The sequence below is a fragment of the Pseudomonas sp. SWRI50 genome (assembly GCF_014269095.1).
Classification (GTDB): Bacteria; Pseudomonadota; Gammaproteobacteria; order Pseudomonadales; family Pseudomonadaceae; genus Aquipseudomonas; species Aquipseudomonas kermanshahensis.
Genome location: NZ_JABWRW010000009.1, coordinates 1 through 15,167 on the forward strand (window position 1 = coordinate 1; position 15,167 = coordinate 15,167).

At 64.2% G+C, this 15,167-nt stretch carries 12 protein-coding genes; 6 read left to right on the plus strand and 6 right to left on the minus strand.

Annotation, left to right across the window (positions count from 1 at the left end; translation table 11 throughout):
- The 3 genes from HU750_RS11855 to HU750_RS11865 form a co-directional block, all read right to left on the minus strand.
- The coding region (locus HU750_RS11855; protein WP_186679717.1) for a lipocalin-like domain-containing protein at positions 1 to 1,048 on the minus strand (1,048 nt) is incomplete at its 3' end.
- On the minus strand, positions 1,038 to 3,500 hold the full coding sequence (locus HU750_RS11860; protein WP_186679723.1) for an ABC transporter permease: 2,463 nt from the start codon (positions 3,498 to 3,500) through the stop codon (positions 1,038 to 1,040). The genes HU750_RS11860 and HU750_RS11855, both read right to left, overlap by 11 nt.
- A complete protein-coding gene (locus HU750_RS11865; protein WP_186679724.1) occupies positions 3,497 to 4,165 on the minus strand; it encodes an ABC transporter ATP-binding protein in 669 nt (222 codons plus the stop codon). The genes HU750_RS11860 and HU750_RS11865 overlap by 4 nt, the downstream gene beginning before the upstream one ends.
- Positions 4,166 to 4,411: 246 nt before the next feature.
- On the opposite strand from HU750_RS11865, the gene HU750_RS11870 reads away from it, so the two are divergent.
- Positions 4,412 to 5,479 carry an aromatic ring-hydroxylating dioxygenase subunit alpha gene (locus HU750_RS11870; protein WP_027593683.1) on the plus strand — a complete coding sequence of 356 codons (1,068 nt, stop codon included), beginning with the start codon at positions 4,412 to 4,414 and terminating at the stop codon, positions 5,477 to 5,479.
- A 12-nt stretch (positions 5,480 to 5,491) separates the two neighbouring features.
- Positions 5,492 to 6,442 (plus strand): PDR/VanB family oxidoreductase, encoded by a 951-nt coding sequence (locus HU750_RS11875; protein ID WP_186679727.1) that lies wholly within the window; start codon positions 5,492 to 5,494, stop codon positions 6,440 to 6,442.
- Positions 6,443 to 6,448: 6 nt separating this feature from the next.
- Here the strand turns inward: HU750_RS11875 and HU750_RS11880 are convergent, their stop codons facing one another.
- The gene (locus HU750_RS11880; protein WP_027593685.1) at positions 6,449 to 7,162 is read right to left on the minus strand and encodes a GntR family transcriptional regulator; all 714 of its coding nucleotides are present in this window, start codon (positions 7,160 to 7,162) and stop codon (positions 6,449 to 6,451) included.
- A gap of 189 nt (positions 7,163 to 7,351) precedes the next feature.
- Entirely contained in the window at positions 7,352 to 8,683 is a 1,332-nt protein-coding gene (locus tag HU750_RS11885) for an MFS transporter (protein ID WP_186679731.1), read from the minus strand.
- Positions 8,684 to 9,246: 563 nt separating this feature from the next.
- Here HU750_RS11885 and mrdA point away from each other — a divergent pair.
- The 4 genes from mrdA to sfnR all read left to right on the plus strand — a co-directional run bounded on the left by mrdA (position 9,247) and on the right by sfnR (position 14,341).
- Positions 9,247 to 11,139 (plus strand): penicillin-binding protein 2, encoded by a 1,893-nt coding sequence (gene mrdA / locus HU750_RS11890; protein WP_186679734.1) that lies wholly within the window; start codon positions 9,247 to 9,249, stop codon positions 11,137 to 11,139.
- Between the two features lie 337 nt (positions 11,140 to 11,476).
- The gene (gene msuE, locus HU750_RS11895; RefSeq protein ID WP_186679739.1) at positions 11,477 to 12,037 is read left to right on the plus strand and encodes an FMN reductase; all 561 of its coding nucleotides are present in this window, start codon (positions 11,477 to 11,479) and stop codon (positions 12,035 to 12,037) included.
- A gap of 9 nt (positions 12,038 to 12,046) precedes the next feature.
- Positions 12,047 to 13,234 (plus strand): acyl-CoA dehydrogenase family protein, encoded by a 1,188-nt coding sequence (locus HU750_RS11900; protein ID WP_186679741.1) that lies wholly within the window; start codon positions 12,047 to 12,049, stop codon positions 13,232 to 13,234.
- Positions 13,235 to 13,243: 9 nt separating this feature from the next.
- Positions 13,244 to 14,341: a sigma54-dependent transcriptional activator SfnR gene (sfnR, locus tag HU750_RS11905; RefSeq protein ID WP_186679743.1), complete on the plus strand. Its 1,098-nt coding sequence runs from the start codon at positions 13,244 to 13,246 to the stop codon at positions 14,339 to 14,341.
- Between the two features lie 132 nt (positions 14,342 to 14,473).
- On the opposite strand, the gene HU750_RS27170 is transcribed toward sfnR, so the two are convergent.
- The gene (locus HU750_RS27170) at positions 14,474 to 15,100 is read right to left on the minus strand and encodes a hypothetical protein (RefSeq protein ID WP_238348893.1); all 627 of its coding nucleotides are present in this window, start codon (positions 15,098 to 15,100) and stop codon (positions 14,474 to 14,476) included.
- Between the last annotated feature and the right edge of the window lie 67 nt (positions 15,101 to 15,167).

Consider the following 15,167-nt stretch of genomic DNA (forward strand, 5'->3'; position numbering starts at 1 on the left):
TCTCCAGATACCCCCGCCCGCCCGCACTCCCCTGCAACCTCACCGGCCCCTCCCAGTATGGAAACCGGGTGTTCATCCAGGCACGCGGCTCGACGGCATCAACCTGCACATCAACGCCGTACGCCAACACCCGCACTCGCCAACGTGTCGGCACCTCCTTGCCGTTTTCCTGCCGCGTCCAGGCCAACGCCTGAAGCTGAATCTGATCGCTTCGCAGCGCTACCACCTCACCCTGGGCACTGACCCAGGTCCCCGCCCGATACGGCAAACCCTTGGCCTCGCGCACCTGAAACAGCATCAGCTTCGCGCCGCTGTCCAGGTGCAGTGAAAACCAGTCCCAGCCCGTTTGCCCGGCCGCCAGCGGCTGGCTGCTCCACTCCCGGTCCAGCCAAGCCTGCCCGGTGACCGCAATGCATAGGCCATCGCGCTCCACCTCGCCGCTGACGCGGTAGAACGGCTGGCTGTAGTAATACGACGCTTGCCCCTTGCCCGACTTTTCGCTGTAGCCCTGGCTGCCGTGCAGCACCAGCGGCCTGTCACTGCGCAGATTCAGGTCGTAACCAAAGCCTTGGGCGGCAGCCTTCATGTGCAACCCTGCAATGCCCTCATCACCTTGCAGTGACCAGTCATTGATCCAGGCCCTGAACGGCTGGACTTCGACGCCTGCTTGCCCGACACCGCCACGCGCCAGGGTCTCGCCAGCGCGATGCCCACCCGGCCCTGTCAGGGCAGCATGCCCCATCCACAGGTTCGGGCTGTTCCAGTCGGCCGTTTCCGCCCCCGGGCGCAAGGCCGAACGGAACAGCGTCCACTGCGCGCCCCAGTCCCGCCCTTGGGCGTCTTCAAGGTTGGCGGTGACATACCACCATTCGATGCGAAACCCCTCATGAGCCCCGTGATCACGCGGGAACACCAAGGGGTGATCGCGGGTCACCTGGCTGAACCCACTGGCCTGCTCGCCCAACCCGGCAAAACTCTGCGGCGCTGGCGCAGGCTGGTCGCAGCCGCTCAGCAGCGCGCACAGCACGACACAGGCTTTAACGTTCATCGGCAAACTGCCTCAACAGATCGCTGGGCTGGCGCCGCGCCAGTTGCCACAGCGGCCAGGCACTGGCCAGCAGGCTGGTGAGGATGCCCAGCACCGCCAGTTGCACCAATTGCCCAGGAAACACATACAGCGGCAACCGCCAGCCAAATGCCTGCACGTTCACCACCGCCACCAGGCACCAGGCCAACACGACACCGACAGGGATCGCCAGCAGCACGGTGAGGCTGCTCAGCATGAGCGTCTGGCCCAGGGTCAGCCACACCAGTTGCGTGCGCCGCACACCCAATGCCCAAAGCGGCGCCAGCTGGCCCAGGCGGCTCTGGCTCAGGGTCAGCAGGTTGATGAACATGGCCACGCCGGCGACACCCAGTGTCAGGCTGTTGAGGGCGGCGGTGGCGGCAAAGGTGCGGTTGAACACCTCGGTCGACCAGCGCTTCAGGCGCGATTGCTCGACCACCCGGCTGTCGTCCAGGGCAAAGCGCTGCTGCAACGCAGCCTTGAGGGGCGCCAGGTCCGTGGGCGCGACATTTACGCTCAGGCCGGTCAATGTCGCCTGCGGCCAATGCCTGCGCAGCCATTCGGCATTGACCAGCACGTGGCCCTTGGGGTTGCCATAGTCTGCATACACCCCCACCACTGTCATGGGCGGCGCAGCGTCGGCCGCCAGCATCAAAGTGTCGCCCACCGCCAGCCCTAGGCGGCGGGCCAGTTGTTCACTGAGCATCACCGCCTTGCCCGCCGCCAACTGCTGCCAGGCCTGCGCGTGCTGGTCCAGCAACGGCCAGCGGTCGCGGTAGGCCGGGTGGTCGATAACCCCCTGCACCTGCACTGGCCAACCCTTAAGGTGCGTTTCCACACGCCAGCCTGGCAGCACCGCCGTGGCCGCAGGTTGCTGCTTGAGCCACTCACTGATCTGCAGGCCCTGCGCGGTGTCCCGAGGCGTCACGTAAAGGTCGGCGGACAAACGCGCATCGAGCCAGCCGATGAAGGTCTTGCGAAAGCCCTCGGTCATGCTGCCCACGCCAACACTGGCGGCCAGTGCCAGCAACAAGGCCATCAGCGCCAGGCTCAACCCGGGTAATTGCTGGCGGCTGTCGGCGACGAACCACTGCGACAGCGGCCGTCGGCGCCCACGCGCAGCCCAGGCCAGCACGCCGTCGAGCAAGGGCGGTAACAGCAACGCCGAGGCCAGCAACAACGCCGCCAGGAAGGCGAAAGCGCTGGCCAAGCCCTGGCCCAGTTGCCAACAGCCAAGCGCCACCAGCAGCAACAGCAGTGCCACCCACGTTTGGCGCCGCAACCAACGGCCTTGCGCCAAGCGCCAGGCCTGGGGTTGAGCCAGCGCCAACAGGGGCAGGCGCGCGGCCTGCAAAACACTGCTCAGCCCCGCCAACAAGGCCCCGAGCACACTCACCAGCACCCCAGCCAACCACCACCCAGCCGACAGGTGCAACACGCTGGCGACCTGGGCGCCATACAAACCACGCAAACTCGCGGCAACGTCTGGCAACAGCAACGCGGCCAGCCCATAGCCGCCCGCCACCCCGGCCAGCCCGCCCAGCACCGCGAACAGGCCCAGCTCCAGCGCCAGGCCGAGCAACAGGCAATGCAAACTGACGCCACAGGCCCGCAGGCTTCTGATCAAGCCACGGCGCTGCTCCAGTGCCAGGCCAATGGCGGCGTGGGCGATGAACAGCCCGACCACGAAGGCCAGCAAGCCGAGGGCGGTGAGGTTCAGGTGAAAGCTCTCGGTCAGGCGTTGCAGGCCACCGTCATCACTCGGTGTTTGCAGTTCGAGCCGCGCAGCGATGGCTGCGGGCAAGGGCGCCGAAGGCCCTGTCAGTAGAAGCCGCGACAGCTGTCCGGGTGCCTGCAGCAAGGCCTGCGCATGGCCGATGTCGACCATGATCACCCCGGGCGCCAACTCCGGCTTGAGCACAAAGGGTGGCAGCCGCTGCCCTTCGCTGCTGACAGCCACGTCGGTAACGGTTTTGCCCAGTTGGCGCAAGGTGTCCGGCCCTACCCAGGCCTGCCCCGGCGTGCCGATAAAGGCCTGCAGGTCGAAATCGGCCACCCGCACACCGGCCACGGCAGTGGAAACTGGCAAGCTCAACGGCTCGACGCCAATCAGCCGGACAGTCACCGGCTGCTCGCCAGAAAACCGCAGCCGCCCCTCCAGTACCGGGGCAACCGGCCAGCCCAACTGGCGCAATTGCACATACAGCGCCTGCTCGAAGCGTTCGCCGTCACGCGGCACCAGTTGCGCCTGCATCGGTGCCGCCAGTACCGCACTGGCGCGGGCGTAGTCGCTGCGCGCCTGGCTGTTGAGTGCCTGGACGCCGGTCCATAAAGCAGTGGCCAGCCACAACCCGGTAAAGATGCTAAGGCACTGCACGCGATGGCGCCGCCAATGGCTCAACAGCGCCTGCAGGGTCAGCAGCAATGGGCTCATAGGCCGTGCTCGGCGCGCACGCGGCCCGCCTGCAGGTAGCAACTGTGCGCTAGCCGCGCCGCCAGGCGCTGGCTGTGGGTCACCATCAGGACACTGCTGCCGGCCTCGGCGACCAGTTGCAAAAACAGGCCTAACACCTCATCGCTGCTGGCTTCGTCAAGGCTGCCGGTCGGCTCGTCTGCCAACACCCAGGCGGGGCGACCGGCCAGGGCGCGGCCAATGGCGACCCGCTGTTGCTGGCCGCCAGATAGCTGTTCCGGGTAGCGCGTCAATAACGCAGCCAGCCCCAGGCGCTCTCCCAAGTACGCCAGCCAGTGCGGGTCATGCCGGTTGGCAAGCCGGGCCTGAAACGCAAGGTTGGCCGCCACGTCCAGGCTGCTGATCAGGTTGTACTGCTGGAACACCAGGCCAATGCCATCCCGGCGCCACCGCGCCAGTGCCGACTCCGAACGACCATCGAGGGGTTCGTCATCAATCAAGATGCGCCCGCTGTCGGCCCGGTCCAGGCCGGCAATCAAATGCAGCAAGGTGCTCTTGCCACTCCCCGACTCCCCCATCAGCGCCAGGCTGCTGCCGCGCGCCAGGCGCAGGTCGATGCCCTGCAGTACCGGCAGCGGGCCTTGGGGTGTGATGAATGACTTGTGCAGTTGCTCGACGACCAGCATTGCGGGGGTTCCTCGTGGCAGCACCTCGCACGAGGTGACTGAGCGCCTCATAAGGAATAGCACAAGCAGGCCATTAGACCGTCAGTCACCCACTTAGTGGATCCACTAAGCAACAAACCAACGAGAGCAAGTTCGATAATCGCCCAAAATACCAAGACAATTGCGCGCTTCCGTTTGACCCAGCCGCCATCCTTCTTATTTAATGGATCCATTAAATAAAAACAATCGCTACCCCGGAGAGCCTCCATGTATCCCAAAAACACGTGGTATGTCGCCTGCACCCCCGATGAAATCGCCGAGAAACCGCTGGGCCGTCAGGTCTGCGGGGAGCGGATCGTGTTCTATAGGGGCCACGAAAACCGGGTGGCTGCAGTGGAAGATTTTTGCCCGCACCGTGGCGCCCCACTGTCGTTGGGCTATGTCGAAAACGGCAACCTGGTGTGTGGCTACCATGGCCTGGTGATGGGCTGCGACGGCAAGACCGTCGAGATGCCAGGGCAGCGGGTCAGGGGCTTCCCTTGCAACAAAACCTTCGCGGTGGTCGAGCGCTACGGCTTCATCTGGGTCTGGCCCGGCGACCAGGCGCAAGCGGACCCAAGCCTGATCCCACACCTGGAGTGGGCGGTGAATGACGCGTGGGCCTACGGCGGCGGGCTGTTCCACATTGGCTGCGACTACCGGCTGATGATCGACAACCTCATGGACCTGACCCACGAAACCTACGTGCATGCCTCCAGCATTGGTCAGAAGGAAATCGACGAAGCCCCGCCCGTGACCACCGTCACCGGTGACGAAGTGGTGACTGCCCGGCACATGGAAAACATCATGGCACCGCCGTTCTGGCGCATGGCCCTGCGCGGCAACGGCCTGGCCGACGATGTGCCGGTGGACCGCTGGCAGATCTGCCGCTTCACCCCACCCAGCCATGTGCTAATCGAAGTTGGCGTGGCCCACGCAGGCAAAGGGGGTTATCACGCCGATGCGCAGCATAAAGCCTCGAGCATCGTGGTCGACTTCATCACCCCAGAGACCGACACCTCGATCTGGTACTTCTGGGGCATGGCGCGCAACTTTGCAGCGCACGACGAAACGCTGACCGCCAACATCCGCGAGGGCCAGGGCAAGATTTTCAGCGAAGACCTGGAAATGCTCGAACGCCAGCAACAGAACCTGCTCGCCTACCCCGAGCGCAACCTGCTCAAGCTCAACATCGATGCCGGCGGGGTCCAGTCGCGCAAGATATTGGAGCGCCTGATCGCCAACGAACGCACGGCCCAAGCCCAACTGATCGCGACCAGCGCAAGCCCAGCCTGACGAGGAACGGACATGATCGATGCCGTAGTGGTTTCCCGTAACGACGAAGCGCAGGACATCTGCAGCTTCGAGCTGGCCGCACTCGATGGCAGCCTGCTACCGCCCTTTAGCGCAGGCGCGCACATTGACGTGCACCTGCCGGATGGGCAAGTCCGCCAGTATTCACTGTGCAATCACCCCGAAGAACGCCACCGTTACCTGATCGGCGTACTCAAGGACCCTGCCTCACGTGGCGGCTCGCGCAGCCTGCACGAGCAGGTGCACAACGGTGCCCGCTTGCGTATCAGCGCACCGCGCAACTTGTTCCCCCTGGCCCTGGGCGCCCGTCGCAGCCTGTTGTTCGCAGGTGGCATCGGCATTACGCCGATCCTCTGCATGGCCGAGCAACTGGCCCACAGCGGCGAGGACTTCGAACTGCATTACTGCGCCCGTTCCAGCGAACGTGCAGCCTTCGTCGAACGCATGCGCGGTGCCGCCTTCGCTGACCGCCTGTTCGTGCATTTCGACGAGCAACCCGAGACTGCACTGGACATCGCTCAGGTATTGGCCAACCCGCAAGACGATATGCACCTGTATGTGTGCGGCCCAAGCGGGTTCATGCAGCATGTGCTGGAAAGCGCCAAGGCGCAGGGCTGGCAGGAGGCCTGCCTGCACCGCGAATACTTTGCCGCCGCGCCGGTTGATACGCAGAACGACGGCAGCTTCTCGGTGCAGGTGAACAGCACCGGCCAGGTCTTCGAGGTGCCCGCCGACCAGAGTGTGGTGCAGGTGCTTGAACAGCACGGCATCGCGATCGCCATGTCGTGCGAGCAAGGCATTTGCGGCACCTGCCTGACGCGCGTGCTGGCAGGCACACCGGAGCATCGCGACCTGTTCCTCACGGAACAGGAGCAGGCGCAGAACGATCAGTTCACGCCCTGTTGCTCGCGATCGAAAACGCCGCTGCTGGTGCTGGATATCTGAAGCGCTTCAGGACGAGGGCAGGATGACCTTCATGCGCGCATCGGCCGTGGCCGCGCCGAACGTCTCGGCGTAGCGCAAGGTGGCATTGGCGTGCTCGCGCATGATGGCCTCGGCGCGGGCGCCCTGCCCGCTGACCAGGGCATCGAACACCGAATGGTGCTGCATGTGTGCATAGTTGAAGCGCCGGTACTCTCGCGCCAGGTCGTGGCGGTCCACGGCCAGCGCAGTGACCGAGGCAAACGGCAGGTGGTCATTGCGCGCCAGGGCATCGGCAATCGCCGGGTTGTGGCTGGCCGCGATGATCACCTGGTGGAAGCGCATGTTGAGGTCATGGTAGGCCTGCAGGTCTTCCTCGGTGACAAAACCCTTGTCGAACAGCTGGTCGCCTTCGACCAGGCAGCGCTGCAGCGCTGCGCGCGCTTCAGCGGACAGCCCACGCTCTGCCGCTTGGCGCGCAGCCAGGCCTTCCAGCACGCCACGCACCTCGACCGCACCGGCGATGTCGTCTGCGCTGACGGAACGCACCTGAAACCCACGCCCGCCAAAACGCACCAGCAGGCCCTCCTGCTCCAGGGTGCGAAATGCCATGCGCACCGGCATCCGCGAGACACCGAACAGTTCGGCGGTGGGGATTTCCATCAGACGCTCGCCGGCCGCCAACTCGCCGGAGGCGATCATCTTGCGAAGCGTAACCAGCACCAATTGACCGGGCTTGCTCATCCAGGCAGTTTCCAGAGACATGAGCGGTAATCTTATCGTAGTGCTCGCCACGACGCATTGGGTGGCCATGAGATCGAGCGCCGCCCGCGCGGCGCGCGATCTCAATGCCGGCAAAATTGCTGCGGCGTACACCTGCCAGCCACACCCATTTTTGGCAAAATTTTGCTGGGATGCACGGCAAGCCCGACCCTAGGCATCGGCCATCACTGCCTGCCCCGGCCGCGACGCTGGCTTGAGCAAAAGCAGGCAACCAGCAGCAAGCACGAAGACACTGGCAAACACCCCATACAGGTGCAGCGGTTGCCAGCCGCCGTCGAGCAGTACGCCGGCCACGGTCGGCGACAGGATTGCGCCAATCCGGCCAATGCCGATGCCCCAGCCCACCCCAGTGGCGCGCACCGACGCGTCATAGACCACCGGTGACAGCGCATACAGCCCAGCCACGCAACCGTTGGCGAACAGCCCGATCAGCAAGCCCAGCGCCAGCGCGGCAGTGACCGATGACCCGCTGGCCACGAACAGCACCAGCAGCCCGGCCGTGACCAGCATGAACATCGCCAACACGCGGCTCAGTGGCCAGCGTGACGACAGGCCGCCAATCAGCGCCGCACCAAGGATGCCGCCAACGCTCAGCAACACTCCGCCGGTAATGCCCTGCTGCGCCGACAAGCCAGCCGCGACCAGCAGCTTCGGGGTCCAGCTCATGACGAAGTAGAAGCCGAACATCACCAGGAAGAACAGCAACCAGATCACCAGCGTCGTGCGACGCATGGCGGGGGTCAGCAACTGCCTGAACCCTGTGGCGGCACCGGGCACGCTTTGCGCGGGCGGCGGCAACTGGGACAGTGCTGGTTGCCCGAGCTTGTCGGCCAACCGATTGACCCGCGCCAAGGCATTCGCCGGGCGGCGTGCCAACAAAAAGTCCAGCGACTCCGGCAGCCACAGCAGCACCAACGGGATCACCAGCACCGTGACAATGCCACCGAACAGGAACACCGAACGCCAGCCCCAGTGACCCAGCAGCCATACCGCCAACAAGCCGCCCAAGGTCGCGCCCAGGGCATACCCCGTGGACTGCAGGCTCACCGCCAGGCCACGCCAGCGTTTGCTGGCATATTCACTGGCGATCACATTGCTGCTGGCCAGGATGCCGCCGATGCCAAGGCCGGTCAGCCCGCGTAGCAGCGCCAGTTGCAACGGGCTCTGGCTCAACGCCGAGAGCAACATGCCGACACCGGAAAGCGCCAGACAGAACAGAATCAATGGGCGCCGGCCAACGCGGTCGGCCCACGGCGCAATAAACAGTGACCCTGCCGCCATACCGAACAGGCCGGCGCTGAGCAGCAGCCCCACCTGCGCCCCACTCAGGCCCCACTCGGCAGACACCGAGGCGGCCGTGAAGGCCATCACCAGCACGTCAAAGCCATCGATCATGTTCAGCACGATGCAAATGCCGATGGCCAGGCACTGGAAGCGGCCCATCGGGTCATTGTCCAGACGTTGCTTGAGATCGATGTTCATGGGGCCACCTGCAGGCCGATGCGGGCCACAGGCGGGAGGACAGGCGTGCACACGCAAGCAGAGCAGAAGGAACGTTGACAGTTCCGTGCCCGAGATAAGCCATTCATGACTGGACCCTTCTTGTAATTGTCGTCGCGCACGGCCGGAGGGCTGGCCGTCGTCAGGCGCTAATCAACCAGATAATGGATCCACAGACAACAGGATGAATTTTGGCAAACGCCAATCCGACGACATAAAGCGGCGACCCCAGAACGAATTAATACAATAACTCGTTAATTTTCAGTGCCTTATGAATTTAGCGCTTGATGATTATTTCGTTCGCTTATCGCACAGCAGTTGTTCTGTGGATCCAAAAATAACCTTCCACGCCCCCTCTGCCCAGCCATCCGAATACAGGCATGAACAAATCTTCATGTTCGCCGTGAACACCCTGATACCGGGGCCAACAGCTGATCGCCAGCCCCTGCCCAAGGCCGCCTGCCTTGAGCGAAAGGGAGGGGTTGCGTAGCATCGCCGGCCCCGGGGCCGCCGCCCGGCCACACCGCCACCCCACAGAGCCACCCATGCCGCAGCCCATCCCCCTCAAGGACCACGAAAAGGAAAAGCACCTGGTCAACCGCCGGCTGATCGCCTGCGCCACCCTGGTCTTCACCCTGGTCGCCGTCCTCGTGGGCCGCCTTTATGTGCTGCAGGTGCTGCAACATGACCAGCAGACCGCCGTGTCGGAAAACAACCGCGTACACGTGCTGCCCATCGCCCCTGAGCGCGGGCTGATCTATGACCGCAACGGTGTGGTGCTGGCCGACAACAAGCCCAGTTTCGACCTGACCATGACCCGTGAGCGGGCCGGCGACTCAGCCAAAGTGCTGGATACCCTGGCGCAGGTGTTGAGGCTTTCGGAGGATGACCGCCGTCAGTTCGACAAGGACCTGCGCCGCGGCCGCAAACCCTTCGAGCCGGTCACCCTGATGGTCGGCCTGAACGAAGAACAGATCGCCCTGGTTGCGGTAAACCAGTTCCGCCTGCCCGGCCTTGAAGTAGAACCGCAGTTCATCCGCGAATACCCACTGGCCGAGCATTTCGCCCATTCGGTGGGTTATGTCGGGCGCATCAACGAGAAAGAAGCCAAGACCCTCGACAGCACCGAGTATCGCGGCACGCAGTCGATCGGCAAGACCGGTATCGAGCACTTCTACGAACGCCAGCTGCACGGCCAGGTGGGCTATGAAGAAGTCGAGACCAACGCCCAGGGCCGGGTCATGCGCGTGCTCAACCACAAGGCCCCGATCCCCGGCAAGGACATCATCCTGAGCCTGGACAGCCACTTGCAACTGGCGGCCGAAAAGGCCCTGGGCGACCGCCGCGGTTCGGTGGTGGTGCTGGACCCTGCCAATGGCGACGTGCTGGCGATGGTCAGCAACCCAAGCTTCGACCCCAACCTGTTCGTCAAAGGCATCAGCTTCAAGCAGTACGCCGCCCTGCGCGATTCCATCGACCGGCCGCTGTTCAACCGCGTGCTGCGCGGTTTGTATGCGCCGGGCTCGACGGTCAAGCCGGAAGTGGCCATCGCCGGCCTGGACAGTGGCGTGATCACCCCCGGCAGCCGGGTGTTCGACCCGGGCTACTACGAGCTGCCCAACTACGAACACAAATACCGCAACTGGAACCGCAGCGGTGACGGCTGGGTAGACATGTACACCGCCATCATGCGGTCCAACGACACCTACTTCTACGACCTCGCGCACAAGCTGGGGATCGAGCGCCTGCACGACTACATGGCCGAGTTCGGCCTGGGGCAGAAGGTGTCGCTGGACATGTTCGAGGAAGCGTCCGGGCTGATGCCTTCCGCCGAATGGAAGCGCGCCACGCGCCGCCAGGCCTGGTTCCCGGGCGAGACGTTGATCCTGGGGATCGGCCAGGGCTACATGCAGGTCACCCCGCTGCAATTGGCCCAGGCCACCAGCCTGCTGGCGAGCAAGGGTGTATGGCACCGCCCGCACCTGGCCATGACAGTGGGTGGCGAGACCCCGGTCGACCCCAACCCGATGCCCGACATCGTGCTGCATGACAAACGCGCCTGGGACCAGGTCAGCCAAGGCATGCAAATGGTCATGCACGACCCCCGCGGCATCGCCCGCGCCTCGGCGGCCGGCGCCCAGTACCGCATCGCCGGCAAGAGCGGCACGGCGCAGGTGGTGGCGATCAAGCAAGGCGAGCGTTACAACCGCAACAAGACCCTGGAACGGCACCGCGACAACGCCCTGTTCGTCGGTTTCGCACCGGCCGATCACCCAAGCGTGGTGGTGGCGGTGATGATCGAGAACGGCGAAGCGGGCGGGCGTGTGGCGGGGCCGGTGGTGCGCGAGGTGATGGATGCGTACCTGCTGGATGAGCAGGGGCACTTGAAGCCTGAATATGCGGGCAATGCGGCGACCAAGGCAGTGCCGCACGGTTAGGGGTGGATGTGGCGATGGGTTGCTAGGGGTTCGCCATGGGATTTGCAGCGTCTAGGAAATCGAGCTTCGCGCGCGCCGACTGGTTCGTGGAATAAGAATATAAGTTCTTATTCTTTTTTAGCCGCACCCAAATTCCTCTATAACACTCCCAACTGTACAGCCGCCAACACCCGGCCAACTGTCTGCAGCGCAACACCCGATCAACAGCCAGCGCCCGCACGGCAACATCGCCCCGGGCGCTATAACGCGTAACCCGTTGATCTAAAATACGTTTTATAAACGGCACGACGATTGCTCCAGCAAAGTCCCCCGCTCAACCCGAACCGGAGACTTGCCCATGAGCACCCCACTGAATGTCGTCGCCCTGTCTGGCGGTACTTCCCGCCCTTCGCGCACCTTGGCCCTGACCGAGGCGATCCTCGCGGAACTGGCCGAACACCTGAACATCAAGCCTCACCTCATCGACCTGGGTGACATTGCCCGCCCGTTGGGCAGTGCCCTGTGGCGCAGCGAGCTGCCCGAGGCGGTGGAGCATCAACTGCGGCTGGTGGAAAAGGCCGACCTGCTGGTGGTGACCACGCCGGTGTACCGCGGCAGCTTTACCGGCCACTTCAAGCATCTGTTCGACCTTATTGGTCAGGACGCCCTGGTCGACACCCCAGTGCTGCTCGCCGCCACTGGGGGCAGTGAGCGCCACGCGCTGGTGCTCGATCACCAGTTGCGCCCGCTGTTCAGCTTCCTGCAGGCCCTGACACTGCCGATTGGTGTGTTTGCCAGCCAAGCGGAACTGGCCGACTACCGCGTTTCCAGTGAGGCCCTCGCCGCGCGTATCCGCCTGGCCGCCGAACGTGCCGTGCCTCTGTTCGGCGCCCATCACGCGCTGCGCAAAAGCGCCTGAGGAGCGGCCATGAATGCACCGGTAAACACGGCACCACGCCCTGCCCTGGCCATCGCCCGCGAGTTGGCTGGGCAGTTCGCCCAGACCGCCGTCGAGCGTGACGAGCGCGGCGGTACGCCCAAGGCTGAGCGCGACGCGCTGCGTGGCAGCGGCCTGTTGTCGCTGGCTATCCCACAAGCGTTCGGTGGCCAAGGCGCGAGCTGGTTCGATACTTTCGAAGTGGTGCGCGAGTTCGCCCGGGTCGACAGCTCCATTGCCCACGTCTTCGGTTTCCATCACCTGATGCTGGCCACCGTGCGCCTGTTTTCGCGCCCAGACCAATGGCAGCCGTGGTTCGAGCAGACTGCACGCAAGCAGTGGTTTTGGGGTAACGCCCTCAACCCGCTGGACACACGCACCGTGGTCAAGCACTTCGACGGTTGGTGCGAATTCTCTGGCAAGAAGAGCTTCTGCTCCGGTGCCAGCGACTCGGAAATGCTGATCGCCTCCGCCGTGGACGAACGCGCGGGCGGCAAACTGCTGATCGCCGCGATCCCCAGTGGCCGTACCGGTATCAGCCTGCACAGCGACTGGCACAACATCGGCCAACGCCAGACCGACAGCGGCAGCGCCACGTTTGAACGGGTGCGGGTCGAGCACTCTGAACTGCTGCTCGACCCAGGGCCGCTGAGCACGCCCTTCGCCGCCTTGCGCCCGCTGATCGCGCAGCTGCACTTCGCCAACCTGTTCCTGGGTATCGCCGAAGGCGCGTACGAGGAAGCCCGCCAGTACACCCTCAAGGAAAGCCGGCCGTGGTTCCGCTCAAACGCCACCACCACTGCCGAAGACCCTTATGTGCTGCGCCATTACGGCGAGTTCTGGATCGGCCTGGAAAGCGTCCGTTTGCTGATCGAACGCGCTGCCCGCCAGCTCGATAGCGCCTGGGCCAAGGAGCATGCCTTAAGCGCAGAGGAACGCGGCGACCTGGCCCTGGCCATCGGCACCGCCAAGGTTGCCGCCAGCCGCCATGGCCTGGATATCTGCAACCGGCTGTTCGAGGTCACCGGTGCCCGCGCTACCCACGCCTCGCTGCGCTTCGACCGCCACTGGCGCAACCTGAGGACACAGACCCTGCACGACCCCGTGGACTACCGCATCCATGAATTGGGCGAGTGGGCCCTCAACGGCAAGCGCCCTGACCCATCCTTCTACTCCTGAGGATTGCCCATGCAACTGCTGACCCTCCCCCCGTCCCCGACACTGGCCACCTCGATCAGGGCGACCGCGCAGGTTTTCGAAGACCCCAGGTCACAGGCGCTGCTCGCCCACCTGCAACAGGTCGCGCCGAGTGAGGCGAGCGTGCTGATCATCGGCGAAACCGGCACGGGCAAGGAGCTGGTCGCACGCCATATTCATAACCTCAGCGGCCGGCGTAACGGCCCATTCGTCGCGGTCAATTGCGGGGCGTTTTCCGAGTCGCTGGTGGAGGCCGAACTGTTCGGCCATGAAAAAGGCGCCTTCACCGGCGCCCTGGCGGCCAAGGCCGGCTGGTTCGAGGAGGCTGACGGCGGCACGCTGTTCCTCGATGAGATCGGCGACCTGCCCTTGCCGATCCAGGTCAAGCTGCTGCGGGTGTTGCAGGAGCGCGAAGTGGTGCGGCTGGGTTCACGCAAAAGCATCCCGATCAATGTGCGGGTGCTGGCGGCGACCAACGTGCAGCTAGAGAAGGCCATCAATGCCGGGCATTTTCGCGAAGACTTGTATTACCGGCTAAACGTGGTGACCTTGCAGTTGCACCCGCTGCGTGACCGGCCAGGTGACATCCTGCCATTGGCGCGGCATTTCATTCGTAGCTACAGCGACCGGCTGGGCTACGGGCCGGTGGAACTGAACCCGACGGCCCAGGCCAAGCTGGTTGACTATGCGTGGCCGGGCAATATCCGTGAGTTGGAAAACGTCATTCACCACAGCTTGTTGACCTGTGCTGACGGGGTGATCCAGGCGGAGGATTTGCGGCTGTCCAACCTGCGTATCGAACGGCAGGAGGAGCCTGCCAGCAATGCCGTGGAAGAACTGCTGCAGCGGGCGTTTAGCCAATTGTACGAGGAGCAGCCTGGGGGGCTGTACGAGAAGGTCGAAAATGCCCTGCTGCGCTCGGCGTACCGTTTTTGCCATTACAACCAGGTGCATACCGCGCAGTTGCTGGGGCTGTCGCGCAACATCACCCGGACCCGGCTGATCGCGATTGGCGAGTTGGTGGTGAACAAAAGGCGGGGGCAAGCATCGCAAGTTCTAGATAACCGGGTGGTGCGGTTGTCGATTTGAAATGTGCAGTGCCCGTACCGGCCTCTTCGCGGGCAAGCCCGCTCCTACAGGTATTCCACTGCTTTCAAGGCCAGTGAAGATCCTGTGGGAGCGGGTTTACCCGCGAAGAGGCCGATACGGGCCACTCAAATGCTAGGTGCGGTCACCGCCATGATCATCGCCGACATCATGATCGGCCCCATCATCGGCGCCATGCCCTACACCGTGGGCCTCGCCAACACTGTGATTCGCTTCGTGATTCGCTTCGTGATTCGCTTCGTGATTCGCTTCGTGGTTGGCCTCATGGTTGGCCTCATGGTTGGCCTCATGGTTGGCCTCATGGTTGGCCTCATGGTTGGCCTCATGGTTGGCCTCATGGTTGGCCTCATGGTTGGCCTCATGGTTGGCACCATCATCGGCGCCATTGCGTCCACTTTCACCACGGCCTGAGCTGGCATGTCCGCCGCCATCGCCGCTGTGTCCGCTCCCACTGCCGCCGTGGCCTCCACCACCGCCACTGCCGCCGCCTCCACTGCCACCACCATGACCACCTCCACCACCGCTGCCGCCGCCGTGACCGCCGCCACCTCCACCACCGCTACCACCCCCACCGCCGCCATGACCACCGCCGCCACCGCCGCCACCATGGCCGCCGCCACCTCCACCACCGCCATCCTTCGCATACGCGCTGGACGCACCGCCAATGGAGTCAGGCACCAACACGGCCGACGCTGACAAAACCGCGCCGATTGCCAAAGCCAACAAGCATTTTTTGAGCATGTAGAGCCTCCGCTTGGAGTAGCACGGGGGTTGCACATGACCCCCGTGAGTTCCGGCCCCCCCATGG